Source organism: Caulobacter sp. GW821-FHT12A07, from assembly GCF_058807655.1.
In genome coordinates this window covers 18,939-43,085 of record NZ_JBXAQX010000011.1, presented here as the reverse complement: position 1 = coordinate 43,085, position 24,147 = coordinate 18,939, and the positions used below count along the sequence as shown (strand labels likewise).

The window sequence follows — 24,147 nt, the reverse complement described above, 5'->3', positions numbered from 1 at the left end:
GACCTCGCTCCGCGAGGCCACCCTCTCCCGCAAGGGGAGAGGGTTCTCGAATACCTTTTCCGTCTTTCCTTATTCCGCCCGCCCGCTAAACCCGATCTCCGCACAAGACGGGAGGGCGCGATGGGTTTTCGAGGGCTTCTGACGGCCGTGGCTCTGGCCGCCTTGGCGACCACCGCGTGGGCGACCACCGCCGCCGCCCAACTGCGCCTGGCCGCGAGCCCCGAAACCGCCGCCCTCACGCCCCTGCCCGCCCTGGCCGGCGGCCGTGTCGCGGCCGGTCCCGACGGCTGGACCTACCAGTGGCCGAGCGTCCATTTCGAGGCCGCCTTCGAGGGCCAGGCCGTGCTGATCAAGGTCGGCGCCGGCGATCAGATCCTGCACCTGTCCATCGATGGCGCTCCGGCCGGTCGGCTGGTCAAGCCCGCCCCCGGCCTCTACCGCCTCGACGGCTTGTCCCCCGGCCGCCACCTGGTGCGCGCCGCCGTGGTCGGCGAGATGCAGGCCGGCCCGGCCCGCTTCGGCGGCTTCTTCCTGGAAGGCGGGTCAAAGCCCCTGCCGCTGACCGCGCCCCGCCGCCAGATCGAGTTCATCGGCGACTCCCACAGCGTCGGCTACGGCGACGCCTCCGACAAGCGCGCCTGCACGAGCGACGAGGTGTGGAGCACCACTGACAACTCCATCGCCTTCGGCCCGCTGACCGCCGCCCGCTTCGGGGCCGATCATCAGGTCAACGCCATCTCGGGCCGCGGGATCGTGCGCAACTACGGCGGCATGCCCGGCGACACCCTGCCGCTGGCCTGGCCCAAGGTGCTGCTGGGCGCGGCTCCCGCCTACGCCAACGCCGACTGGGCGCCGCAGGTGGTGGTGATCAATCTCGGCACCAACGACTTCTCGACGCCCCTGAATCCGGGCGAGCCGTGGAAGGACCGCCAGGCCCTGCGCGACGACTATGTCGCCACCTACGCCCGCTTCGCCCAGACAATCCGCGCCCGCCAGCCCCAGGCGTTCCTGATCCTGCTGGCCCCACCCAGCGCCGACAACGAGATCGCCGCCCAGGTCGATCGGGTGGCCGAAAGCCTCAAGGCCGGCGGCGAGACGCGCCTGGCCGTCATCCCGGTCGGCGAGATGGAACTGACCGCCTGCGACTGGCACCCTTCGGCCCGGGATCAACAGGGGATCTCGGCCCGCGTGTCGGGCTTCCTCGACCAGCGGCCGGAGATCTGGCTGGGGCGGTAGGGGAAACCCTCTCTCTTTGAGAGAGGGAGGGGCCCACGCCGAAGGCTTGGGAGGGTGAGAGGTAACAAACTATCCGAACGAGGCGCGGCCAGGGTCTGGCTGTGGCGTCGAGGATGGATGGCGCTCACATCCAGGGCGAAAGACTGACAGACATTGAAGCAGGGATCGGGGTTTGCCTGCCAGCGGTGAAACCTCTCACCCTCCCACCGCTTCGCGGCGGGCCCCTCCCTCTCTCTAAGAGAGAGGGTTCAGAATGCCCCCCATGACCAAAACTTAACTGGGCTCCCCCGCCCGCGCCTGATCCTCTGCGCCCCGCAACGCGAGGGGATTTCGACATGCGCTGGACGCCGCTGATCTGCGCCGCCGCCCTGCTGGCGCCGGCCATCGCCGTGGCCGCACCAGCCACCGATCCGGCAACCAGGGCCGACGCCGTCATCCGCCGGGCCATGGCCGAGCGGCATATCCCTGGGCTGCAGGTCGTGGTGGTCAAGGACGGCCAGATCGTCCTCTCCCGCGCCTACGGCGTCGCCGACCTGGCGACCAAGGCGCCGGTCACCGCGGAGACGACCTTCCCCATCAACTCGATCACCAAGGCCTTCACCGGCGTGGCGGCGATGCGCGAGGTGCAGGCCGGGCGGCTGGACCTGGACAAGCCGATCGGCGCCTATGTGCCCGATCTCCCCGAGGCCTGGCGCGGGATCGCCGTGCGCCGGCTGCTCAGCCACACCTCCGGCCTGCCCGACTTCGTGCCCCGCCAGAAGGACGGCGCGGTTTCCGAGGCCGACGCCTGGAAGGAGGCCCTGGCCGCGCCGGTGCTGTTTCCGCCCGGCGAGCGCTTCCACTACTGCCAGACCAACTACGCCCTGGTGCAGATGGCGATCGACCGCCTGCACGGACGGCCGGTCTCCGAGCCGCTGGGCGGCGAACAGTTCTCCCTCGCCGGCATGACCCGCTCGCGCTACGGCGACAGCCTGGATCCCAGCCCCGGGCGCACCGTCTCCTACGGCTACAAGCGCGAAACCCCCGACCAGCCGGCCGTGCGGCGCGAGGTGTTCTCGCCCCTGGCCCGCGCCGCCGCCGGCCTCGACAGCACCGGCGAGGACATGGGCCGCTGGATGATCGCCCTGATGGACGGCCGCCTGCTGGGCCAGACGGCGAAGGCGACGATGTGGACGCCGGTCTCCTACACCGACGGCAAGCCGGGCCAGTGGGGCCTGGGTTGGCTGGTGCTGAAGCGTCCGGACCGGCTGGTCGTGGGCATGACCGGCGGCAGCCGCAACGCCGTCTATCTCTATCCGAACGACAAGGTGGGGGTGGCGATCCTCAGCAACCTGGCCGGCTCGACGCCGGAAGACCTGATCGACGAGATCGCCCAGGGCTTCGTCCCCGGCATGACCCTGACCGGCGTCGCCGCCCTGCGCGCCGAACTGGCCGCCGCCCCGCCGGGAGAGGCCGACGCCGTCGTCGCCCGCCTGCGCCGCGACCCGGCCTTCAGGCCCGACGAGCACGAGCTGAACGACTGGGGCTACCGCCTGCTGGCCTTCGGAAAGGCGCCGACCGCCCTGGTCGTCCTGAAGCTGACCGCCGAGCTCTACCCCGACAGCGGCAACGCCCAGGACAGCCTGGCCGACGCCTACGAGGCCAACGGCGACAAGGCCGCCGCCATCATCCACTACCGCCGCTCGCTGGCCCTGGACCCCGGCAACACCAACGCAACCAAACGCCTCAAGGCGCTGGAGGCGGCCGGAAGCTGAACCGGGCTTGACCGGTAGGGACAGCGCCGACACAACCTGAGATCATGAAGACTCGCACGCTCGTCGCCCTCCTCGCCGCGACCGCCGCCCTCGTCGGCGGCGCGACCCTGGCCGTTTCGGCCGCCCGGGCGCCGGTCGCTCCGCCGGACCTGCACAGCGAACTGGCGGCCTTCCGCGACGTCTGCATCGCGCCCGCCTCGCACGGCGAGATCCTGCGCAAGGCCCGCGCCACCGGCTGGACCGCGCTGGAGGGCCAGGCCGTGCCGACCCTGCTGCTCGGCCAGGGCGCGGCCCGCCTGCAGGAGGTCCGCCAGGGTGAGATCGCCGGCCGGCCCGCGCTGATCTACGTCGCCGACCTCGGCGGCACCTCGGAGTGCCGCGTCTATTTCCAGCCCGCCGATCCGGCCGCCACGGTCGAGCGGCTGAAGGGCGAGGTCGTGCTCGGCTCGCCCCTGGGCGCGCCCGATTTCGACGACACGCTGAACTATCCGGAAGGCTGGAAGGCGATCGGCTGGCATCGCAGCGTCGGCGACGGCTGGCGCGCCGTGCACTACAGCTTCGACCCCGACGGCCATGGCCCCAACGCCGGCTGGCAGGCGATCGAGATCACCCGCAAGATCTAGAAAAGCTTCCCATCCTGGGTCCTGGCGTGAACGCCCCCTCTCCCCTTGCGGGAGAGGGTGGCCCGGCGGAGCCGGGTCGGGTGAGGGGTCTCTGAAATCTATCCGCGGCAACGGCGGAGCGGCAGGGTGCGACGCGCAGTTTCTGAGAGACCCCTCATCCGTCATCCTTCGGATGACACCTTCTCCCGCAAGGGGAGAAGGATCCCTAGATCCCCGCCTTGATCGGCGCGAGGTCGGGATAGACCGGCTCGCGCTTGCCGGCTTTCGCCGCGAAGGCCTCAGCCATGTGCGGGCCGGCCAGCATGCCCGACTGCCAGACGGCCAGGTAATCCAGCGTGTCGGCCACCGAGTGGTCGCGGGCGTAGTTGATGATCACCTTGCTGCCGGTCACCGCCAGCGGGGTCTTGGACGCGATCTCGCGGGCCGTCTCCAGGGCGTGGGCGACCACCGCCTCGTGGCTGTCGAACACGGCGTTGACCAGGCCCAGCTCCAGGGCCTTGGCGGCCGGCAGCTTGCGGCCGGTATAGGCCAGCTCCTTGACCCAGCCCTCCGGGATCAGCTTGCACAGCCGCGGGAAGGTGCCGACGTCGGCGGTCATGCCGATGTTGATCTCCTGGATCACGAAGTACGCATCCGACGTCGCGTAGCGGATGTCGCAGGCGGTGGCGAAGTCGACCGCCCCGCCGATGCAGCCGCCCTGGATGGCCATGATCACCGGCATCCGCGCCCGCTCCAGGCACGAAAAGGTCTCCTGCAGCCCCTTCACCTTGTGGCGGAAGGCCTCGGCCGCGACGTGGCGATCGACGGGCTCGCCGCCGGTAATGCCCTCGTCGGCGAACACCGACAGGTCCATGCCGGCGCTGAAGTGCTTGCCGGTCGAAGAGATGACGATCGCCCGCACCCCGCCTCGCCGGTCCAGGTCGTTCACGATCTCCGGCAGCTCGCGCCAGAACGAACGCGTCATGGAGTTGAAGCTTTCCGCCCTTATCAGCTTCAGGTGGGCGACGCCGGCCTCGATCTCTACTGTGAAGCAGCTATAATCGACCGGTGTTCCATTACCCATCGTCGCCTCCCTTATCGTTGTTCACCTGAACGATAGCACGGGCGACGGCGGCGACGTCAAATCCCGCGGGCCGATCCCCCGAGCGCCCGCCCCTCGCAAGGAGCAGACAAAAATGCGCAAGCCCTTCGCCGCCGCCCTCTCGATCGGCGCCGTCCTGGCCTCCGGCCTGGCCGCCCCGCTTCCCGCCCTGGCCCAGAGCAAGCCGCTGGGCGGCCTGTTCTCGTGCGAGGGCACCGGCGGCAAGCAGGAAGGCGGCGCCCTGATCGGGGCCGGCGTCGGCGCCCTGGTCGGCAGCAAGATCTCCAAGAACGAGAAGACCCTGGGCGCCCTGGTCGGCGCGGCCGCCGGCGCGGCGGCGGGCTCCTATATCGGCTGCCGCATGCAGTCGACCGACACCGCCCGCGCCCAGGCCGCCACCAAGAAGGCGCTGGAGACCGGCCAGGCCCAGGTGTGGAGCAACCCGCGCACGGGCGCCTCGGGCCGCATCGACGTGGTCTCGTCCAGCTACGGCCCGCCGGTCGCCGGGGACTCCTTGCGCTTCGAGCGCAACATCCAGCAGCTGCCCAGCTACGACGCCGTCGGCGCCGACTACACCGCCCGCTCGACCGCCAACCTGCGCAGCGGCCCGTCGACCAGCGGAACCGTCGTCGGCAAGCTGTCGACCGGCGAGCGGGTCGAGATCCTGGGCGCCGTCCCGGGCTCCAACTGGCTGCTGGTCGGCCGCAACGGCTATGGGACCGGCTATGTCTCCGCCTCGCTGCTGACCGCCAGCAACTACGGCCCGCCGCCGTCCTGCCGCACCATCGCCGCCTCGGTGTCGACCAGCGGCCAGCGCCCGACCACCGAGCGCTACAGCGCCTGCCGGGACGGCCGCGGCGAGTGGCAGCTGACGCAGGTCTGATGAACCAGCTCCTCCCCCGCGAAGCGGGGGAGGGGGACCACGAAGTGGTGGAGGGGGCGGCGGCGCGCACGGCGCCCACGGTTCTATGGCCCTCGCCCCCTCCGTCACGGCGCTGATAGCGCCGCGCCACCTCCCCCGTTTCACGAGGGAGGAGCAGGCGCCTCGAAACACACCCACGTCCAGGTCACGCCGGCCGCCTGGTTGCCGGCCTGCACCGACGCCGCCTCGGCGCGGTGGACCAGCAGCAGGCCCACGTCCTCCGCCAGCGCGATCGTCTGCTCCACGTCGATCGGCCACACCGGCCGCGAGGGCGCGCCGGGGCCGTGGCGCAGCGACATGACCAGCACCCCGCGCGGCGCCAGCAGGGCCGCCAGCCTGCGCATGGCGATCGCCCGCGCGGCCTCGTCCAGGTGCTGCCAGACCCCGCTCAGCAGCAGGCGGTCAAACGGCCCCGACAGTCGCGCCAGGTCCGGCAAGCGGTCGTCTATCCACGCCAGGTCGGGCCGCAGCGCCCGCCCCGCCTCGCGCAGGGCCGCCGCCGGCTCGACCGCGACCACCGCGTGGCCCAGCCCCGCCAGCCAGGCCGCGTCGCGCCCGGTCCCCGCGCCGATGTCGGCGATCCGCGCGGGCGTCGTCGGGATGAAGCCGGCCACGGGGGCGTAGAGCCCCGCCGGGTCTATGGTCTCGAACCGCTCGACAAGCGCCGCCCCGTCGGCCTCGTAGCCGGCCAGCACCGCGTCGGTCACAGGTCGACGACTTCGCACTTCAGGCTGGCGCGGATGCGGTCGGCGACCAGGCGGCGGTGACAGCAGGCCGGGTCGTCCTCGTAGCACAGCAGGGCGATGCGCTTTTCGCCGGCCAGCTGCGTCGCCTGGGCCAGGGCCACCTGGGCCTTGGGCTCCTCCAGATGGGCCAGGAAGATCTCGTGCATCTCGCCCACCCGACCGGCGCGGGCGGCGTCGCGGCCGGCCTTGGGCGTGCCCAGCGGCTGCAGGTGCAGGTAGCCGATGCCCTCGGCCAACAGGCTGTTTCCCAATAGGGTCTTGGAGAAGCCGGCCTTGCGCGACGAGGCCACGGCCCGCACGTCGACCACCAGTTCGACCTGAGCGGCTTTCAGGCGCCCGATCATCCCAGCCTGCGTATCGGTCTCATAGCCTATCGTGGCGAGCGGATTCATCGCGGCTCCATTGGACGGCGGGGCTGCCCGCCCCTACCTTAAGGCGCAAGTCGACGAAGAAGGAACCTCGGGCCTATGGACGCCGCCGTCTTCCGCGAACCCAAGCGGCGCTTGATCGCCATCGACAGCCCGGCCGGCGGCGGCGAGATGGCGGCGCTGGACTTCGGCCCGCCCAGCCGCGCCGTCGACGTCGTCTTCGTTCACGCCAACGGCTTCAACGCCCAGACCTACCGCACCCTGCTGGCCCCGCTGTCGGCCGGCCTGCGGGTGTTGGCGGTCGACCAGCGCGGCCACGGCGACAGCCGGCTGAAGGCCGATCCGGAAGGGCGCCGCTCGTGGCTGGACCTGCGCGACGACCTGCTGGCCCTGCTCCAGGCCCTGGACCAGGCGCCGGTGGTGCTGGCCGGCCACTCGATGGGCGCCACGGTCAGCCTGCTGGCCGCCGCCCAGGCGCCCGGCAAGGTCTCCAGCCTGGTCCTGCTCGATCCGGTGGTCATGCCGCGCATGCTGGCCCTCTACGCCAAGGCGCCGTGGACCTCGGGGCGTCTGTGGAAGCGCCTGCCGATCGCCCAGGCCGCCACCCGCCGGCGCGAGGTGTTCGACAGCCGCGAGGCCGCCTTCAACGCCTATCGCGGCCGCGGGGCCTTCAAGTCCTGGCCCGAGGCGATGCTGGCCGACTATGTCGGCGGCGGGTTCAGGGACCGGCCCGACGGCAAGGTCGAGCTGGCCTGCACCCCGGCCTGGGAAGCCTCCAACTACGCCGCCCAGGGCCATGACCCCTGGCGCGCGGTCGGTGAGTTCCGCGGCCCGGCGAGGATCCTCAAGGCCGAGCACGGCTCGACCTGCCGCACCGGCGACGGCGCCGCCTTCACCCGTCGCGGCAAGGCCGTGCGCATCGAGACCGTGGTCGGGACCAGCCACTTCCTGCCGATGGAACGCCCCGACCTGGTGCGTGAGGCGATCTTCGAGGCGGCGACCTGAAGCGCCCAAAGAAAAACCCCGAGCGGTGAGGCCCGGGGTCGCTCTTCAAGATCCTCCCCCTCTGGGGGAGGTGGCCCGGAGGGCCGGAGGGGGGACGTTTTCAGCTGCCGCCGAATTGGCCGGTTTCGCAGCCACTCCCCTCTCCGTCCGCTTCGCGGACACCTCTCCCACAGGGAGAGGGTCTCTTTCACATCACCAGATCTTCACGCGCTCTTCCGGCGCGATGTAGAGCTTGTCGCCGGGTTGCACGTCGTAGGCCTTGTACCAGCCCGGCTGGTTCCGGATCGTGCCGTTGACGCGATAATAGGCCGGCGAGTGCGGGTCGCTGGCGATCTGCTGCTTGAGCGCGTCGTCGCGGCTCTTCTGGCGCCACACCTGGGCCCAGCCGAGATAGACCCGCTGGTCGCCGGTGAAGCCGTCCAGCACCGGGGCCGGCTGACCCTTCAGCGAGGCGTGGTAGGCGTCCAGGCCGAAGGACAGGCCGCCCATGTCGCCGATGTTCTCGCCCATGGTCAGGTCGCCGTTGACGTGCACGCCCGGGAAGGGCTCGAACGCCGAGTACTGCTTGCCCAGCTTGGTCTTCTGGACCTCGAACTTGGCGGCGTCCTCCGCCGTCCACCAGTCGCGCAGCACGCCGTCGCCGTCGGACTTGCGGCCCTGGTCGTCGAAACCGTGGCCGATCTCGTGGCCGATCACCCCGCCGATGCCGCCGTAGTTGACGGCCGGGTCGGCGTCCGGATGGAAGAACGGCGCCTGCAGGATGGCGGCCGGGAACACGATCTCGTTGTTGACCGAGTTGTAGTAGGCGTTGACCGTCTGCGGGGTCATGCCCCACTCGGTCTTGTCGACCGGCTGGTTCAGGCGCTCGACGTCATGGCGCCATTCGAAGGCGTTGGCGCGCAGGCTGTTGCCGTAGGCATCGCCCTCGCGGATCTCCAGCTTGGAATAGTCGCGCCACTTGTCGGGATAGCCAATCTTGACGGTGAACTTGGCCAGCTTGTCCAGCGCCCGTTCCTTGGTCTCCGGACCCATCCAGTCGAGGTTCTCGATCCGGGCCTTGAGCGCCGTGCGCAGGTTGCCGACCAGGTCGACCATCTTGGCCTTGGAGTCCGGCGGGAAGTATTCGGCCACATAGACCTTGCCGACGCTCTCGCCGAGCATGTCGTTGACCTGGGCGACGCCGCGCTTCCAGCGGGGCTTCTGCTCGGGCTGGCCGGCCAGGGTCTTGTTGCGGAACGCGAAGCTGGCGTCGACGAAGCGCTTGGACAGCAGCGGCGCGGCGCCGTCGACGACCTTGAACGTCTGCCAGGCCTTCAGGGTCTCCAGCGGAGTTTCGGCGTAGATCTTGGCGAACTTCGGGAAGGCCGTGTCGGTGGTCACCACCACGCGATTGATCTTCGGCAGTTCGGTGCCGACCAGGAAGCGGTTCCAGTCGTAGCCCGGGGTCAGGGCCTGCAGCTCGGCCCAGGTCTTGGGATTGTAGGTCTTATCGCGGTTGCGGCGCTCGACGCGCGTCCAGCTGGCCTCGGCCAGCCGCGTCTCGAAGGCGACCACGGCCTTGGCGCTCTCGGTCGCGTTCTCCCAGCCGACGGAGGTCAGCATCTTGGCGACATAGAGTTCGTAGGCGGCCTTCTTGTCGGCGAACTTGGCGTCGAGATAGTAGTCGCGGTCGGGCAGCGACAGGCCGCCCGGGCCGGCGTAGACGGCGTAGCGGGTCGGGTTCTTGGCGTCGGTCGAGACATAGAGGCCCAGGATCGACGAGAAGCCCGTGGTCGCGCTCTTGCCCATCAGGGCGGTGAAGTCGGCCTTGGTCTTGACCTCCCGGACCTGCTTCAGCTCGCCGGCGATCGGCGCGACGTCCAGGGCGTTGATCCGGGCCTCGTCCATGAAGGCCTTGTAGGCGGCGCCGACCTTGACGCTGTCGGCGTCGGTGGTCTTGCCGGCGGCGGCGCCCTCGATGATGGCGCGGGTGCGGGCCTCGGACAGCTCGGCCAGCTTGTCGAAATTGCCGTAGCGGGTGCGGTCGGACGGGATGGTCGTGACCTCGTCCCACTTGCCGTTGGCGTACTTGTAGAAGTCGTCGCCCGGCTTCACCGAGGTGTCCATGCCCGAGAGGTCGAAGCCCCACTGGCCGTAGCGCGGCGACTCCAGCGAGACCTCGGCGCCGCCGGCGTCGGAGCCCTGGGGCAGCAGCGACTGCACGGTGCAGGCGTCGTCGACGCAGGCGTGCTCCTCATGGGCCTGGGCGGCGTAGGCGGACATCGAAAGGGCGACCGCCGCGGCGGCGCCGAACCAAGCTTTTTTCATCGAAAGGCAGATCCGTTGGAAAACCCGCGGCAATCTGCGCCGGACGCTGAAATTTCCTGCCTTAAAATTCTGTCATGTTTGCCGGAAACCGGGCCGGCGCCCTCTGCCTGGTCAGTGACGGTGCGGCGGGGCGGGCGGGGCCGCAACCATCGGTCGCGGCGCGTTGCGCTGGATCGCCAGACGGGCCTCGACGCGGCGGCCGTCGTCGAAGATCAGGGTCAGCGGCAGGCGCCCGCCGGGGGTCAGTTCCGCCCGCAGCCCCATCAGCATGAAGTGCCGGCCGCCCGGGCCGAAGACGAGCTTGCCGCCGGCCGGGATCACCACGCCCTCGCCCATGCCCTGCATCGAGGCGACGCCGCCCTGCATCCGGGTCTGGTGGATCATCACTTCCCGGGCCGACGGGCTCTCGGCGCGGACCAGCGTCACCGGCCGCTCGCCGGTGTTGATCAGAACGAGGTAGCCGGCCCCGTTCATCCCCGCCGGCGCCGGCCGCGCCCAGGCCTCGCGCACCGACACCGGCGCGCCGCGGGGCGCGGCCGTCGCGACGATGGGCGCCAGGGCCAGGAGAGCGAGAAACGGAACGAGGCGGCGCATGGGCGGGGTCTCCATGGAGGGCGCAAGACGCTTACGCCGCCCCGGCGCGCGGGGCGAGCAACTCCCAGTTGCCTTCTCCCCTTGCGGGAGAAGGTGTCGGCGAAAGCCGACGGATGAGGGGTCTCTCAGATGGGACACGCATCACCCGGCCTGACCGTTTTCACGGCTTTGAGTTTTGAGAGACCCCTCACCCGACCCTGCTCCGCAGGGCCACCCTCTCCCGCAAGGGGAGAGGGATGAGAACGTCCGCTCTGCGAACGAGATCGCCGTTCCCTCTCCGCCTTCGCGTGCGAACCGTGCTAGGCGGGGCCGACCACGCTCCACGGACCATCGCATGACCGGCCAATTCACCGACGCCGAACGCCGCACCACCCTGGCCGGCCTGATGATCGTCTTCCTGCTCAGCGCGCTGGACCAGACCATCGTCTCCACCGCCATGCCGCGGATCATCTCCGAACTGCACGGCCTGACGCTCTACAGCTGGGTGACCACCGCCTACCTGCTGAGCTCGACGGTGATGGTGCCGATCTGGGGCAAGCTGGGCGACATCTACGGCCGCAAGCCGGTGCTGGTGGCCGGCATCTCGATCTTCATGATCGGCTCGTGGCTGTCGGGTCTCTCGGGCGAGTTCGGCCCGATCGCCGGCATGAGCGGCATGGTGCAGCTGATCGTCTTCCGCGCCCTGCAGGGGATCGGCGGCGGGGCGCTGTTCACCACCGCCTTCGCCATCATCGCCGACCTCTATCCGCCGCGGGAGCGGGGCAAGTTCGCCGGCATCTTCGGCTCGGTGTTCGGCCTTTCCAGCGTGCTGGGCCCGCTGATCGGCGGCTATTTCACCGACCACGGCACGATCCAGCTGGGCGCCCACGTGATCGCCGGCTGGCGCTGGGTGTTCTACGTCAACCTGCCGCTGTGCCTGCTGTCGCTGTTCATGATCCTGGTGAAGATGCCGGCCCTGCCGCACCAGCGCTCGGGAAACATCGACTTCCTGGGCGCGGCCCTGCTGATCGCCGCCTTCGTGCCGCTGCTGCTGGCGCTCAGCCTCGGCGGCCACGACATCGCCTGGGCCTCGGTCCAGAGCGTGGGCCTGTTCGCCGGCGCGGCCGTGGCCCTCGCCCTGTTCGTCTATGTCGAGAGCCGGGTGTCGAACCCGATCGTTCCGCTGCATCTCTTCAAGAACAAGACCTTCGTCACCGCCAACCTGGCGGCCTTCCTGATCTCCATGGCCTTCATGGGGGTGGCCGTGTTCCTGCCGCTCTACATGCAGCTGGGCCTGGGCGTGGACGCCACGACCTCGGGCCTGGCCATGCTGCCCCTGATGGGCGGGCTGATCGTCGGCTCGTCGGTGTCTGGCCAGCTGGTCAGCCGCACGGGCAAGTACAAGCCGTTCATGCTGGCCGGGGCGGTGCTGCTGTTGGTCGGGGTGACCCCGATGACCCACCTGGCCGGGATCAGCCACCTCTACTGGCTGTGCCTGCTGCTGCTGGTGGTCGGCGTGGGCCTTGGACCCAACCAGAGCCTCTTCAACCTGGCCACCCAGAACGCGGTGTCGCCGCGCGACATCGGCGTGGCGACCAGCTCCAACCAGTTCTTCCGCCAGATCGGCTCGACCGTCGGCGTCGCGGTGGCCGGCGCCCTGCTGACCACCCGCCTGGCCAGCTACGGCGGCGGCAAGCTCGACCTCGGCGCCCTGCAGGGCCTGGCCCTGGAGAGCGGCGTGGTCGGCGGCCATCGCGACCCGGCCCTGGGCCAAGCCCTGGCCTACGCCGTCAGCGGCGTGATGCAGGCGGCGCTGCTGGTGATCGTGCTGGGCGTGATCGTGATCTTCTTCGTCCCCGCCCTGCCGCTGAGGTCGCGCATGCCGACGCAGGAGCCGGTGCTGGAGAAGGAAGAGGTCGCGGGGTGAAGCCCCCTCCGGCCCTCCGGGCCACCTCCCCCAGAGGGGGAGGATCTAGAAGCGCCGAGCCAGATGCTCCCCCTCTGGGGGAGCTGTCGCGGAGCGACTGAGGGGGTTCTCCCCGGACCTACAGAAACGAATACGGGTCGATGTCGATCGTCACCCGCACCGAGTTCGGGATCCTGGCCCGCGCCCGCCACGCCGCCATGAAGGCCGGCAGGTCGACATTGCGTCCCGCCCGCACCAGGAACCGCTTGCGCCGCCGACCGCGCACCAGACCCAGCGGCGCGTCGGCGGGGCCGTAGACCTCCACCCCCTCGGCGTTGGGCGTCGCGGCGGCCAGGGCCTGGACGTAGGCCTCCAGCGCTTCGGCGTCGGGACCGGAGGCGATCACCGCGGCCAGGCGTCCGAACGGCGGCAGGCCGGCCTCCTCGCGCATGGCCATCTCGGCCTCGACGAAGGCGTCGCGGTCCTGGGCCTTCAGGGCCTGCAGCACCGCGTGCTCGGGGGCGTAGGTCTGGAGATAGGCGCGGCCCGGCTTTTCGTGACGGCCGGCCCGGCCCGTCGCCTGGGCGAGAAGCTGGAACGTCCGCTCGCCGGCCCGCAGGTCGCCGCCGCGCAGGGAAAGGTCGGCGTCGATCACCCCCACCAGGGTGAGGTTGGGAAAGTTGTGGCCCTTCGCCGCCGCCTGGGTGGCCACCAGGATGTCGATCTCGCCGGCGACCATCGAATCCACCAGCGCCCGCGCCCCGGCCGGATCGAACACCGTGTCCGACGAGAACACGGCGATGCGGGCGTCGGGGAACAGGTAGCGCGCCTCCTCCTCGACCCGCTCCACGCCCGGGCCGATCGAGACCAGGCTGTCCTTGGCCCCGCAGTGGGGGCAAGCCTCGGGCTTCTTCATCGAGAAGCCGGTCAGGTGGCAGACCAGGCGGCCGGTATAGCGGTGCTCGACCAGCCAGCTATCGCTGTCGGGCGACTTCAGCTTCTCGCCGCAGGCCCGGCACAAAACGAGCGGCGCATAGCCCCGGCGATTGAGGAAGAGCAGGCTCTGCTCGCCCTTCTGCAAGGTCAGCGACACGGCTTTCACCAGAGTCGGCGACAGCCAGCGGCCGGGCTCGGGCGGATTGGCCCGCATGTCGATCAGGTGCACGTCGGGCAACTGCGCCGTGCCGTGCCGCGCGCCCAGGCGCAGCCAGCGATAGCGGCCGGACTGGGCGTTCCACAGGCTTTCCAGCGACGGCGTCGCGCTGGCCAGCACCACCAGGGCCTTCTCGATCTTGGCGCGGACCACGGCCAGGTCGCGCGCCTGGTAGATGAAGCCCTCTTCCTGCTTGAACGAGCCGTCGTGCTCCTCGTCGACGACGATCAGCTTGAGGTTCGTGAACGGCAGGAACAGCGCCGAGCGGGCCCCGACCACGATGCGGGCCCGGCCGTCGGCCACGGCCTCCCAGGCCCGGCGGCGACGCGGCGGCGAGACGCCCGAGTGCCACTCGATCGGCGCGGCCCCGAACCGCTGCTCGAAGCGGGCCATGACGGCCTGGGTCAGGGCGATCTCGGGCAGCAGCACCAACACCTGGGCGGCCGGATCGGCGGCCAGGGCGGCGGCGGCGACCTCCAGATAGACCTCGGTCTTGCCCGAGCCGGTGACGCCGTCGAGCAGCGCGGCCTGGAAACCGCCGGCCGCCAGCATGTCGGCCATGACGTCTGCCGCGGCCTTTTGACTCGGGTTCAGGGTCTGGGGCGGCAGGGTCAGGTCCGGCTGGGCCACCGAGTCGTCGGCGGCGACCAGCACCGCCTCCAGCGCCCCCTCGTCCACCAGCCCCTTGACCACCCCGGCCGAGACCCCCGCCTGGCGGGCCAGTTCGGCGGCGCTCATCGGGCCATGCTCGGCGGCGGCCAGCACCTTCAGGCGCGCGGGCGTCATGCGGCCAGGCTGGACGCCGGTCAGGGCCACGGCCTTTTCGGGCTTGGCGGCCGGATGGCGCAGGCCGCGCAGGGCCATGGCCAGCGGCCAGCCGGGCACGTCCACCGAATAGCGCGCGGCCCATTCCACAAAGGTGATGACGTTGGCCGGGAGGGGGGGATCGTCCACCCGGTGCAGCACGGGTTTCAGCGGCCGGTTGCCGCCCGCGCCTTCGCGCAGCGCCGTCACCACCCCGCGCACGGTGCGCGGACCCAGGGGCACGGCCACGTGGTCGCCGACGGCCAGCGCCAGGCCCTCCGGCTCGGCGTAGTCGAAAGCCTCGGGCAGCGGCATGGGCAGCAGGACGGAGGCGATGCGCGGCATGGGACCCGCCTTCTGCTCCAGAAACGGCGCCGCGTCGAGATGGGGGTTCGGCTCAGCTCATCAAGCCGTCGTTAACCGAAACAGGGCTTCATCGGGTTCGCCTGCCACGTGCGGGCGAACGCAGGGATAGGTGTTCATGAGCGAGTTCAGTCAGGCGCTGGCCCAGCCGCAGATCGATCCGGACCTGGTCCGCGACTTCCTGCGCGACCAGCCGGAGATGCTGCGCGACGACGCCGACCTGCTCAGCGACCTGGGCCTCAAGCTCGATGGCGGCAATGTCGTCGAGTTCGGTCACGTCGCCATCGCCAAGGCCGCCGCCGCCCGCGAACGCGAGGCCCATGCGCGCAAGTTCGTCGAGGCCACCGCGGAGGCCAACATGTCGGCCCAGGCCCAGGTGCACGCCGCCGTCATCGACCTGCTCGACGCCCGCAACCATTCGGATCTGGCCCGCCGGGTCGACGAGATGGCCGCCCTGCGCTTCAGCCTCGCCGCCGGCACCCTGGCCCTGGAAGGCCCCGCCCGGGTGCCCGCCGGCTGGCACGCCCTGGTCGACGGCCAGGTCGACATGATCATGGGCGACCACGGCGTCGCCCGCATGGGCTTCTTCGCCCCGGCGCTCGGCCTGTTCGGCGAGAAGTTCGAGACCATCCGCAGCATGGCCATCGTCCGCATGGCCCTGTGGGAGCCCTCGCGCCAGGCCGTCCTGGCCTTCGGCTCGACCGACCCCGAAGCCTTCACCCCCGACATGGGCTCCGACCTCGTGGCCTTCCTCGCCCGCGTCGTCGAGCGCACGGCCGAGCGTTGGCCGGTTCCCTAAGATCCTCCCCCTCTGGGGGAGGTGGCCCAGAGGGCCGGAGGGGGGGCGTTCTCAGCTTCCGAGACGCTGAGAGACCCTGCCCCTACTCCCCCCTCCGCCGGCTTCGCCGACACCTCCCCCAGAGGGGGAGGATCCAATGAGCTCCGCCCGCGAAGCCCTGGCCGCCTGGCTCACCCATCTCGCCGACGAGCGCCGCGCCTCGCCGCGCACGGTGCGGGCCTATGGCGACAACGTGCTGGCCTATCTGAACTTCATCGAGCGCCACAACGGCGGCGGCCTGTCGCTCAAGGACCTCGGCGTCGTCTCGGCCGCCGACCTGCGGGCCTATCTGGCCTTCCGACGCTCGGGCGATCATCCGCTGTCGCCGCGCTCGGTCAGCCAGAGCCTGTCCTCGATCCGCGCCTTCCACCGCTTTCTCGATGCGCGCCTGGATACGCCCAACGCCGCCATCGGCCTGGTGCGCGGGCCCAGGATCAAGGTCGGCGCGCCGCGTCCGGTCAGCGAAGACCAGGCCCGCGGCCTGCTGGCCGAGATCGCCGTCGATCCCGACCGCGAGGAATGGGAGGCCGCCCGCGACGAGGCGGTGCTGACCTTGCTCTGGGGCTGCGGCCTGCGGATCTCCGAAGGCCTGTCCCTGACCCGCGCCGACGCGCCCTTGGCGCAGACGCTGCGCATCACCGGCAAGGGCGGCAAGACCCGGATCGTGCCGGTGCTCGAGGCCGTGCGCACGGCGGTGGACGCCTATGTCGCCGCCCTGCCCTTCGTGCTCGGACCGGACGAGCCCCTCTTCAGGGCCAAGCGCGGCGGACCGCTGTCGCCCCGCCACGTGCAGGCGGCCATGCAGCTGCTGCGGGGACGCCTGGGCCTCTCCGACCGCGCCACGCCCCACGCCCTTCGGCACAGCTTCGCCACCCACCTGCTGGGCGCCGGCGCCGACCTGCGCTCCATCCAGGACCTGCTGGGCCACGCCTCGCTGTCGACGACGCAGCGCTACACCCAGGTGGACGCCGAGGGCCTGCTGGCCGCCTACGGCAAGGCGCATCCGCGGGCATAGGCCGCCCCGCTCCCCTCTTCCCGTCATTCCCGCCCTTGTGGCGGGAAACCCTCTGTCAGCCGCAAGGGCGGATGGGGCGGCGTGCTAAGCACGCCGCTTGCGCCTCACGTGCGAGCGGAACCAGGGGTTCCCGCCACAAGGGCGGGAATGACGGGAGGTTTTGGCGGTGTGCGAAAGACCGTCAGTTCAGCTCAAATCCCTTTCCTCCAACGCCGCCAGCAGCGCCGCCAGCCGGTCCACCTCGGGCTGCAGGGCCGGGTCCAGCCGCGCCCGGGGCGGGTTCGCCTCGACATAGACGAGGTTCACCGCCTCGTTGGGATCGTCGAGCAGGTCGTACATCTCCCACTCCTGCCCCGCGCGGCCCGACGGGTCGAAATAGCGGCTGAGCTTGAAGCGCTGGGTGCGCACCGAGCGCACGTGGTTGGGCTGGCGCACCGAGCCGGGGGCGATGTCCACCGGCGGGCGTTTCGGATTGCCCGCCCGCAGCTTCTCCACCGCCACGTCGAACACCGCGAACTCCTTTTCGCACTTGGTGTTGTGCGGGTTGTTCAGCGGCGGCGAGGGGGCGGTGATCTCGTCGTCGGTGATGAACAGCACGCCCTGGCGCTCGCAGCCGTCCGGCTCGATCACCCTGTCGGTCTCGCCGCGGATCAGCGGGGCCAGGTTCACGCCCGGCAACGGCGGAACGGGCTGCGACTTGGCCAGCACCCCGGCGATGGCGTCACGCTCGGCCTCGTGCACGCCGGCCAGGCCCAGTATGGTCGGCAGGATATCGACGTGGCTGGTCAGGGCGTCCTTGGCCAGCGGAACGCCGTCCGGGGTCTCGATGCTGGCCAGGGCCGGCGGGAAGCGCACGACCACCGGCACGTGCAGGGCCTCCTGATAGGCCGTGTGCCACTTCTCGATCATCATGCCGTGCGCCCCGGCGTATTCGCCGTGATCCGACAGGAAGACGACGATGGTGTTGTCGGCCTGGCCGCTCTCCTCCAGCGCCTTCAGCACCGCGGCGATGTGGACGTCGACCACGCTGTGCAGCCAGCCGTAGAGCTGGACGAAGGCCTTCACCCCGCCGCGCGGATCGTCGGTCAGCTGGAACGGGATCGGGCCTTGCAGGGCGATGTCGGCCGCCGCCTCCAGGGCCTGCTGCTCGGACTGGGTGGGCAGGGCGCGGGCGACGTTGAAGCCGGTCTTGGCGTTCAGGGCCAGGCCCATCTTCCAGGCATAGTCGGCCTGGCACGAGGGCTTGCTCGACAGGTCCTCGTTCCAGGTCGGCGGCACGTGCCCGCACTCCTGCGGAAAGCCGCCGGGATTGAGCGGGATGGTCGCCGTGCCGGCGGTCGGGGCCGGCGTCCTCTGGCCCTGCAGGGGCACGGTCAGCGGGTTGAAGATCCCCTGCACGCCGCTGCCGTCGGGCGTGGGCAGGGCCTGGCCGATTACCGCCGGATAGGTGGCGATGTCGTGCGGGTTGGTGAAGGAGGCGACCGCGAACCACGGCTTCAGGTCGGCCGGATCGGGACCGGAGGCGTACGGGTCGATCGACTGCGCCGTGGCCACCGCCCGGTCGTAGTTCACCGCCAGGGCCTGGCGGCGGATGAAGGCGCAGGCGGAGTCGGTGAAGCCGGCGTCGCGATAGAGGCCCAGATTGTTGATCGCCGCGCCGTGCGGCTCGGGCCAGCTCTTTTCCCAGTCGTCGAAGCCGAAGGCCTCCAGCGAGTGGTCCGGCGGATCGCTGACGTGCCACTTGCCGAAATAGTGGGTGGTGTAGCCGGCCTGGCGCATCCAGGCGCCCAGGGTCGGGATCCCGTCGGCCGCCAGCCACGGGAAGTTGGGCGAATCGCCGCTCTTGAACAGGCCGTCGGTCTGGGTGACGCCGGTCCGCGTGCCGTACTGACCAGTGTAGATCACCGTCCGGCTGGGCGTGCAGGCGCTGGCCGCCACCGTGTGGTTGGCCAGCAGCACGGCGTTGTCGCGCAGCGCCAGCAGGCCCGGGAAATGGTCGGCGTAGCTGTTGCGCGGCTCCAGGGGCTGGAAGCCCAGCACCGCCTTCAGGTCCTCGTCCAGCCCGTGCAGGGGGCCGTAGGAGAAGCGTGGAAAGCGGTACTGGTCGCAGGTGATCAGCAGGATGTTGGGCCGCTTGGCCATGGTCGCCTCCCCAGGTCCGGGCGCGTTCGCCCTGGACCGGAAGCTGACGCTAAAATTGCAACGGAACTGTGCTCGCCTTCACACTTGGTCGGCCGCCCGACCGACGATCTGCGACAAGCGGTCGCGGGAGATAAGGAAAATCCCCGGCTTAACCACGCTTTTACCGCGCACCCCGCTTGGTGAAATCCAAAGATGAAACACCTCCGGCCGCGCTGCGGCGTTCGGAGGAACGCTGAAAGCGGGACCGCCTGATGAAACTCGACGATCTGAAGATCGCCACCAAGGTGATGCTGCCGGCCATCGTGCTGGCGCTCGTCGCCGTCGCCTGCGTGGGCGTGGGCGTGTGGCAGCAGAAGAAGCTGGAAACCGCCGTCGTGCGGATCGTCGAACAGCGCGCCCCGGCCGAACTCGAAATGGCCCGCTTCAACCGTCGCGTCTCCGGCATCGGCTACGCCGCCTACCGCACGGTCGCCAACAGCGGCTCGTCGGAAGCCGCCGGCCAGGCCTCGAAGGAAATCGACGACAACTTCAAGAGCGGCAACGAGCGCCTCGACAAGGTCGCCAAGGCCGACCCCGAGACCGCCAAGGACGTGGCCGGTTTCCGCGCTCGCTTCAAGAAGGTCTACGACAGCGGCCGCCAGGGCGCTGATCTGGGCCTGCAGGACGCCAACGAAGCCGCGATCATGGTCATGGCCGTGATCGATCCGGACATCACCGCCCTGACCAAGGACGTCTCGGCCTGGACCGACAAGCATTCGGCCGAGACCCAGGCCACCGTCGAGAAGGCCCGCAAGGACGGCGCGACCGGCGTCGCCATCACCATGCTGTTCGGCCTGATCTCGGCCGCCGCCGCCCTGATGTTCGCCGTCTGGATCGGCCGCAGCAAGATCGCCCGCCCGCTGATCAACCTGTCCAAGACCATGGAAGTCCTGGCCCAGGGCAGCGTCGACGTGAACGTGGTCGGCGCCGAGCGCCGCGACGAAGTCGGCGCCATGGCCCGCTCGGTCCAGGTGTTCAAGGACAACGCTCTGGCCCTGCGCACCGCCGAGGCCGCCCAGCAGCGCGCCGCCGCCGAGACCGAGACCGAGCGTCGCAGGAACGAGCAGGTCCGCGAAGCCGCCGCCAAGGAGCAGGCCTTCGTCATGGAAGCCATCGCCACCGGCCTGAACCGTCTGGCCGAAGGCGACCTGACCTACCGCGTCGACGCCGACTTCCCGGCCGACTACAAGCGCCTGCAATCGGACTTCAACGGCGCCATCGCCCAGATGGAAGACGCGATGCGCACCATCGTCCATGCCGCCAACGGCATCGGCGCCGGCAGCGACGAGATCGCCTCGGCCGCCGACGACCTGTCGCGCCGCAGCGAGCAGCAGGCCGCCAGCCTGGAAGAGACCGCCGCCGCCCTCGACGAGATCACCGCCACCGTCCGCCGCTCGTCGGCCGGCGCCCAGGAAGCCGCCCGCGTGGTCGGCTCGACCCGCGCCGACGCCGAACGCTCCAGCGTCGTGGTCAAGGGCGCCGTCGACGCCATGCAGCAGATCGAGAAGTCGTCGAGCGAGATCAGCCAGATCATCGGCGTGATCGACGAGATCGCCTTCCAGACCAACCTTCTGGCCCTGAACGCGGGCGTCGAAGCCGCTCGCGCCGGCGACGCCGGCAAGGGCTTCGCTGTCGTGGCGCAAGAAGTGCGGGCCCTGGCCCAGCGCTCGGCCGAAGCCGCCAAGGAGATCAAGACCCTGATCTCGACCTCGTCGCAGCAGGTCAATCAAGGCGTGTCGATGGTCGGCCAGACCGGCGAGGCCCTGCAGGCCATCGTCTCCAAGGTCGGCGAGATCGACGCCCTGGTCGGCGAGATCGCGGCCTCGGGCCAGGAGCAGGCCACCGGCCTCAACCAGGTCAACGCCGCCGTCAACCAGATGGACCAGACCGTCCAGCAGAACGCCGCCATGGTCGAGCAGTCGACCGCGGCCAGCCACTCGCTCAAGGGCGAAGCCAACGGCCTGATGCAGATGATCTCGCGCTTCCGCGTCGCCGGCGCCGAGGCCACCCGCGTCTCGGCCGGCGGCGGCCAGACCCGCCGCAGCGCTCCGCCGCCGATCTCGCGTCCGGCCGCCCGGCCCGCCCCCAAGGCCCCCGTGTCGCTGGCCGGCGCCGACAGCCGCCCGGGCGTCAACCCGGTCCGCTCGGCCCAGGCCAAGCTCGCCGCCTTCGCCTCGTCGGCCCCGGCCGCCAGCAGCGACGACTGGGAAGAATTCTGATCCCGATCTAGTGCGCGTACCGCCCCGCGTATCGGGGGCGTATCCTCCTCATGACTACCAGCCCCGCCGGCCCGTCCGGCGGGGTTTTTTATTCCTCCTCCGCTTGCGGTGGAGGGGGCGGCGGCGCGTAACAAAAGCCCTTCTCCCCTTGCGGGAAAAGGTGGCGGCCGAAGGCCGTCGGATGAGGGGTCTCTCAGAAATCAAACACCGCGACAGCCCATCCGCCGCCGTGGCGGACAGGGCTTTCAACCCCTCACCCGACCTCGCTCCGCGAGGCCACCCTCTCCCGCAAGGGGAGAGGGATCACTTCTTCCGGTTCACCACCATCGGCCCGGATTCGACCAGGCGTCTCAATCTGAGCCTCCCCCCGCCGATCCTGTTGCGCGGCCAAAACGGTCGCGCAATTTAAGATTGATTGTCCGGCCGCCACACGCCGGACGCACCGCGCCATCCACTGGGGGAACCGCAAATGTCTACCGGAACGACAACCGACAACCTTTTCGCCGATATCGCCACCGTCCCCTACGTCCTGAACGACACCTGGAACGGCAACACCGCGATCGGGGTCTGGCAGTCCACGATCTCCGTCACCGGCAAGGCGGTGTCGGTCCAGCCGACGGGTCAGACCGACATCTACGACTACTTTTTGATCGAGCTGGTCGGCCAGAGCTCGCTGACCGTCAACAAGGGCAACCGCCCGCCCGTCGGCTACGGTCTCACGATCGACTTCAACACGCCCAACGAGCCGCCGCCGCCCGTGGAACTCATCCTCAGTTCGCCCGACACGACGGTGACGACGACGACCTACAGCGACTCGCTCAGCTACAGCTTCAACGGAAGCATCGGCTTCTCGCCGTCGGGGCCCAGCGTCTCGATCGGCAGCAGCCAGACGATTTCCAACACGACCACCAGTTCGATCGCCAGCCTGGAGGTCCTCAACCTTTCGGGCGTGAGCGGCAGCGTCGCCGGCTCCTGGCAATACATCATCGCGGCGAAGTCGCTGGAGGCTGAGGGCGCGACACCCCTGCTGGGCCAGGTGCTGGTGCGCCGCCCCCATTCGGCGGCTCCGTTCCTGATCAACGTCGAGGTCGCCGTCTACTTCAGCAACAAGCACCTGCCCACGGGCCTGAACTGGAACGGCGTCAGCCAATTCATCGAGAGCTTCAGCGGCGGCCATCTCCCGCCGCTGGCCAAGGGCAACGCCCGCATCGCCATGCAACACACCCGCACGCTCGAGGCCCCGCCGCTGCCGCTTTCGGTCACCGCCGAGGCCGTCGGCTGAAAAAGAAAAAGCCCCGCCGTCTCCGGCGGGGCTTTCCGATCTTCGAACGGGGCGGGCCTGCCGGGCCCGCCCTTTTCTTTAAGCCTGCCCAGTTCTTAGGCTTGCATCGTCCAGCCTTCGACGCCCATGGCCGCCTGGCGCAGGGCTTCCGAGCGGGTCGGGTGCGGGTGGCAGGTGCGGGCGACGTCTTCCGACGAACCGCCGAACTCCATGGCCACGCAGATCTCGGCGATCATGTCGCCGACGTTCGGGCCCACGGCGTGGGCGCCCAGGATGCGGTCGGTCTTGGCGTCGGCCAGCACCTTCACGAAGCCGTCGGTCTCGTGGTTGATCTTGGCGCGGCTGTTGGCCAGGAACGGGAACTTGCCGACCTTGTAGGCGACGCCCGCGGCCTTCAGCTCGTCTTCCGTCTTACCGACGGTGGCGACTTCCGGCTTGGTGTAGATGACGCCCGGGATGATGTCGTAGTTCACGTGGCCGGCCTTGCCCGCGATCAGCTCGATGCAGGCCACGGCCTCGTCCTCGGCCTTGTGGGCCAGCATCGGACCCGAGGTCACGTCGCCGATCACCCAGATGCCGTCGACGCCGGTCTTGTAGTGATCGTTGGCGATGATCCCGCGCTTGTCCGGGGTGACGCCCACGGTTTCCAGGCCCAACCCTTGCGTGAACGGGCGACGGCCGATGGCCACCAGCACGTAGTCGGCCTGCAGGGTCTCGGCGGGACCGCCGGCGACCGGCTCGAGGGTCAGTTCGGCCTGCTTGCCCTTGTCGGCCGCGCCGGTGACCTTGGCGCCCAGCTTGAACTTGAAGCCCTGCTTGGTGAGGATCTTCTGGAAGGCGGTCGCCACTTCGGTGTCGGTGCCCGGAATGATGCGGTCCAGGTACTCGACGACGGTGACTTCCGCGCCGAGGCGACGCCACACCGAACCCAGTTCCAGGCCGATGACGCCGGCGCCGACCACGATCAGGCTCTTCGGCACGGCCGGCAGCGACAGGGCGCCGGTCGAGTCGACGATGCGGCCGGCGTTGTCGATGGTCACGCCCGGCAGCGGGGTGGGCTCGGAGCCCGTGGCGATGACGATGTTCTTGGTCTCGAGGACGCGTTCCGAACCGTCCTCGGCCTTCACGACGACCTTGCCGGGTCCGTCGATGCGGCCCCAGCCCTTCACGTACTCGACCTTGTTCTTCTTCATGATGAACTCGACGCCCTTGGTCAGGGCTTCGACGCTCTCGGCCTTCTGGGCCATCATCTGGTCGAGGTTCAGCTTCGGCTTCACTTCGATGCCGAGCTTGGCGAACTCGCCGCCGGCGGCGGCTTCATAGTATTCCGAGGCGTGCAGCAGGGCCTTGGAGGGCATGCAGCCGACGTTCAGGCAGGTGCCGCCCAGCTTGCCGCGACCTTCGACGATCGCGGTCTTCAGGCCCAGCTGACCAGCGCGGGTCGCCGCGTTGTAGCCGCCGGGACCGCCCCCGATGATGACGACGTCGTATTGGGCCATGGGATCTTCGCCTTGGAGCAACGCGCCGGACCGGCGCCGGACAAAATATAGGGTCGGCAAGACGCGTTGGCAGGCCTTGCCGAGGCGGGGCTACTCCTAGTGCGGCGGGGGACAAAACGGAACCCGTTTTTCGTGCTTAGTCGTGATCAGACAAGGGAAATCCGGCTCGCCCGCCCAAGCCGTGCTCGCGTTTGAGGCGAACCCGGGCAAGGTCTTCGCCGGGCACGATCTTGCCGCGAGCCCACTTTTAAGCGGCGTCCTTGCCGACAGCT

Annotated in this window: 18 protein-coding genes; 10 read left to right on the top strand and 8 right to left on the bottom strand. The window is 70.0% G+C overall.

Translation table 11 applies throughout. From position 1 onward, the window contains the following. The first annotated feature begins 120 nt into the window (after positions 1–120). From AC1RRS_RS19845 to AC1RRS_RS19835, 3 genes are all read left to right on the top strand, one after another. The gene (locus AC1RRS_RS19845; protein WP_492856649.1) at positions 121–1,236 is read left to right on the top strand and encodes an SGNH/GDSL hydrolase family protein; all 1,116 of its coding nucleotides are present in this window, start codon (positions 121–123) and stop codon (positions 1,234–1,236) included. Between the two features lie 335 nt (positions 1,237–1,571). Next, the gene (locus AC1RRS_RS19840; RefSeq protein ID WP_492856647.1) at positions 1,572–2,990 is read left to right on the top strand and encodes a serine hydrolase; all 1,419 of its coding nucleotides are present in this window, start codon (positions 1,572–1,574) and stop codon (positions 2,988–2,990) included. Positions 2,991–3,034: 44 nt separating this feature from the next. Beyond that, entirely contained in the window at positions 3,035–3,613 is a 579-nt protein-coding gene (locus AC1RRS_RS19835; RefSeq protein ID WP_492856646.1) for a hypothetical protein, read from the top strand. A gap of 205 nt (positions 3,614–3,818) precedes the next feature. Here the strand turns inward: AC1RRS_RS19835 and AC1RRS_RS19830 are convergent, their stop codons facing one another. Beyond that, complete coding sequence (locus AC1RRS_RS19830; protein ID WP_492856644.1) at positions 3,819–4,676, bottom strand: crotonase/enoyl-CoA hydratase family protein; 858 nt, start codon at positions 4,674–4,676, stop codon at positions 3,819–3,821. Positions 4,677–4,788: 112 nt separating this feature from the next. On the opposite strand from AC1RRS_RS19830, the gene AC1RRS_RS19825 reads away from it, so the two are divergent. Then, positions 4,789–5,577 (top strand): SH3 domain-containing protein, encoded by a 789-nt coding sequence (locus AC1RRS_RS19825; protein WP_487292222.1) that lies wholly within the window; start codon positions 4,789–4,791, stop codon positions 5,575–5,577. A 140-nt stretch (positions 5,578–5,717) separates the two neighbouring features. On the opposite strand, the gene AC1RRS_RS19820 is transcribed toward AC1RRS_RS19825, so the two are convergent. Both AC1RRS_RS19820 and AC1RRS_RS19815 read right to left on the bottom strand, forming a co-directional pair. Further along, positions 5,718–6,323 carry a class I SAM-dependent methyltransferase gene (locus tag AC1RRS_RS19820; protein ID WP_492856643.1) on the bottom strand — a complete coding sequence of 202 codons (606 nt, stop codon included), beginning with the start codon at positions 6,321–6,323 and terminating at the stop codon, positions 5,718–5,720. Next, positions 6,320–6,754 carry a DUF488 domain-containing protein gene (locus AC1RRS_RS19815; RefSeq protein ID WP_487292224.1) on the bottom strand — a complete coding sequence of 145 codons (435 nt, stop codon included), beginning with the start codon at positions 6,752–6,754 and terminating at the stop codon, positions 6,320–6,322. The genes AC1RRS_RS19820 and AC1RRS_RS19815 overlap by 4 nt, the downstream gene beginning before the upstream one ends. A gap of 75 nt (positions 6,755–6,829) precedes the next feature. Here AC1RRS_RS19815 and AC1RRS_RS19810 point away from each other — a divergent pair, with 75 nt between their 5' ends. Next, positions 6,830–7,735, top strand: coding sequence for an alpha/beta fold hydrolase (locus AC1RRS_RS19810; RefSeq protein WP_492856641.1), 906 nt, complete (start codon positions 6,830–6,832; stop codon positions 7,733–7,735). A gap of 192 nt (positions 7,736–7,927) precedes the next feature. Here AC1RRS_RS19810 and AC1RRS_RS19805 read toward each other — a convergent pair whose 3' ends face one another. Together AC1RRS_RS19805 and AC1RRS_RS19800 are read right to left on the bottom strand one after the other, a co-directional pair. After that, positions 7,928–10,042, bottom strand: a complete 2,115-nt coding sequence (locus AC1RRS_RS19805) for a M13 family metallopeptidase (RefSeq protein WP_492856640.1) — start codon at positions 10,040–10,042, stop codon at positions 7,928–7,930. A 111-nt stretch (positions 10,043–10,153) separates the two neighbouring features. Beyond that, positions 10,154–10,636 (bottom strand): copper chaperone PCu(A)C, encoded by a 483-nt coding sequence (locus AC1RRS_RS19800; RefSeq protein WP_492856639.1) that lies wholly within the window; start codon positions 10,634–10,636, stop codon positions 10,154–10,156. A gap of 334 nt (positions 10,637–10,970) precedes the next feature. Between AC1RRS_RS19800 and AC1RRS_RS19795 the strand changes: the two genes are divergently transcribed. After that, a complete protein-coding gene (locus AC1RRS_RS19795) occupies positions 10,971–12,542 on the top strand; it encodes an MDR family MFS transporter (RefSeq protein WP_492856638.1) in 1,572 nt (523 codons plus the stop codon). 118 nt (positions 12,543–12,660) lie between these two features. On the opposite strand, the gene AC1RRS_RS19790 is transcribed toward AC1RRS_RS19795, so the two are convergent. Continuing rightward, a complete protein-coding gene (locus tag AC1RRS_RS19790; protein WP_492856637.1) occupies positions 12,661–14,823 on the bottom strand; it encodes a primosomal protein N' in 2,163 nt (720 codons plus the stop codon). Positions 14,824–14,959: 136 nt separating this feature from the next. Between AC1RRS_RS19790 and AC1RRS_RS19785 the strand changes: the two genes are divergently transcribed. After that, the gene (locus tag AC1RRS_RS19785) at positions 14,960–15,640 is read left to right on the top strand and encodes a DUF484 family protein (RefSeq protein WP_110120749.1); all 681 of its coding nucleotides are present in this window, start codon (positions 14,960–14,962) and stop codon (positions 15,638–15,640) included. A 136-nt stretch (positions 15,641–15,776) separates the two neighbouring features. After that, a complete protein-coding gene (locus AC1RRS_RS19780) occupies positions 15,777–16,694 on the top strand; it encodes a tyrosine recombinase XerC (protein ID WP_492856636.1) in 918 nt (305 codons plus the stop codon). A gap of 186 nt (positions 16,695–16,880) precedes the next feature. Here the strand turns inward: AC1RRS_RS19780 and AC1RRS_RS19775 are convergent, their stop codons facing one another. Next, positions 16,881–18,836, bottom strand: coding sequence for a sulfatase-like hydrolase/transferase (locus AC1RRS_RS19775; RefSeq protein WP_492856635.1), 1,956 nt, complete (start codon positions 18,834–18,836; stop codon positions 16,881–16,883). Between the two features lie 251 nt (positions 18,837–19,087). Between AC1RRS_RS19775 and AC1RRS_RS19770 the strand changes: the two genes are divergently transcribed. Beyond that, on the top strand, positions 19,088–21,094 hold the full coding sequence (locus AC1RRS_RS19770) for a methyl-accepting chemotaxis protein (RefSeq protein ID WP_492856634.1): 2,007 nt from the start codon (positions 19,088–19,090) through the stop codon (positions 21,092–21,094). A 469-nt stretch (positions 21,095–21,563) separates the two neighbouring features. After that, positions 21,564–22,376: a hypothetical protein gene (locus AC1RRS_RS19765; RefSeq protein ID WP_487292234.1), complete on the top strand. Its 813-nt coding sequence runs from the start codon at positions 21,564–21,566 to the stop codon at positions 22,374–22,376. Positions 22,377–22,471: 95 nt separating this feature from the next. Here the strand turns inward: AC1RRS_RS19765 and lpdA are convergent, their stop codons facing one another. Then, positions 22,472–23,875, bottom strand: coding sequence for a dihydrolipoyl dehydrogenase (gene lpdA / locus AC1RRS_RS19760; protein WP_492856633.1), 1,404 nt, complete (start codon positions 23,873–23,875; stop codon positions 22,472–22,474). Between the last annotated feature and the right edge of the window lie 272 nt (positions 23,876–24,147).

What these genes read in the sequence shown, in the direction of transcription:
- AC1RRS_RS19835 (WP_492856646.1), top strand. Translation starts at nt 3,035, where the DNA reads ATGAAGACTCGCACGCTCGTCGCCCTCCTCGCCGCGACCGCCGCCCTC.
- AC1RRS_RS19825 (WP_487292222.1), top strand. Translation starts at nt 4,789, where the DNA reads ATGCGCAAGCCCTTCGCCGCCGCCCTCTCGATCGGCGCCGTCCTGGCC.
- lpdA (WP_492856633.1), bottom strand. Translation starts at nt 23,875, where the DNA reads ATGGCCCAATACGACGTCGTCATCATCGGGGGCGGTCCCGGCGGCTAC.
- AC1RRS_RS19780 (WP_492856636.1), top strand. Translation starts at nt 15,777, where the DNA reads ATGAGCTCCGCCCGCGAAGCCCTGGCCGCCTGGCTCACCCATCTCGCC.
- AC1RRS_RS19815 (WP_487292224.1), bottom strand. Translation starts at nt 6,754, where the DNA reads ATGAATCCGCTCGCCACGATAGGCTATGAGACCGATACGCAGGCTGGG.
- AC1RRS_RS19830 (WP_492856644.1), bottom strand. Translation starts at nt 4,676, where the DNA reads ATGGGTAATGGAACACCGGTCGATTATAGCTGCTTCACAGTAGAGATC.
- AC1RRS_RS19840 (WP_492856647.1), top strand. Translation starts at nt 1,572, where the DNA reads ATGCGCTGGACGCCGCTGATCTGCGCCGCCGCCCTGCTGGCGCCGGCC.
- AC1RRS_RS19765 (WP_487292234.1), top strand. Translation starts at nt 21,564, where the DNA reads ATGTCTACCGGAACGACAACCGACAACCTTTTCGCCGATATCGCCACC.
- AC1RRS_RS19795 (WP_492856638.1), top strand. Translation starts at nt 10,971, where the DNA reads ATGACCGGCCAATTCACCGACGCCGAACGCCGCACCACCCTGGCCGGC.
- AC1RRS_RS19790 (WP_492856637.1), bottom strand. Translation starts at nt 14,823, where the DNA reads ATGCCGCGCATCGCCTCCGTCCTGCTGCCCATGCCGCTGCCCGAGGCT.
- AC1RRS_RS19785 (WP_110120749.1), top strand. Translation starts at nt 14,960, where the DNA reads ATGAGCGAGTTCAGTCAGGCGCTGGCCCAGCCGCAGATCGATCCGGAC.
- AC1RRS_RS19775 (WP_492856635.1), bottom strand. Translation starts at nt 18,836, where the DNA reads ATGGCCAAGCGGCCCAACATCCTGCTGATCACCTGCGACCAGTACCGC.
- AC1RRS_RS19845 (WP_492856649.1), top strand. Translation starts at nt 121, where the DNA reads ATGGGTTTTCGAGGGCTTCTGACGGCCGTGGCTCTGGCCGCCTTGGCG.
- AC1RRS_RS19805 (WP_492856640.1), bottom strand. Translation starts at nt 10,042, where the DNA reads ATGAAAAAAGCTTGGTTCGGCGCCGCCGCGGCGGTCGCCCTTTCGATG.
- AC1RRS_RS19810 (WP_492856641.1), top strand. Translation starts at nt 6,830, where the DNA reads ATGGACGCCGCCGTCTTCCGCGAACCCAAGCGGCGCTTGATCGCCATC.
- AC1RRS_RS19800 (WP_492856639.1), bottom strand. Translation starts at nt 10,636, where the DNA reads ATGCGCCGCCTCGTTCCGTTTCTCGCTCTCCTGGCCCTGGCGCCCATC.
- AC1RRS_RS19770 (WP_492856634.1), top strand. Translation starts at nt 19,088, where the DNA reads ATGAAACTCGACGATCTGAAGATCGCCACCAAGGTGATGCTGCCGGCC.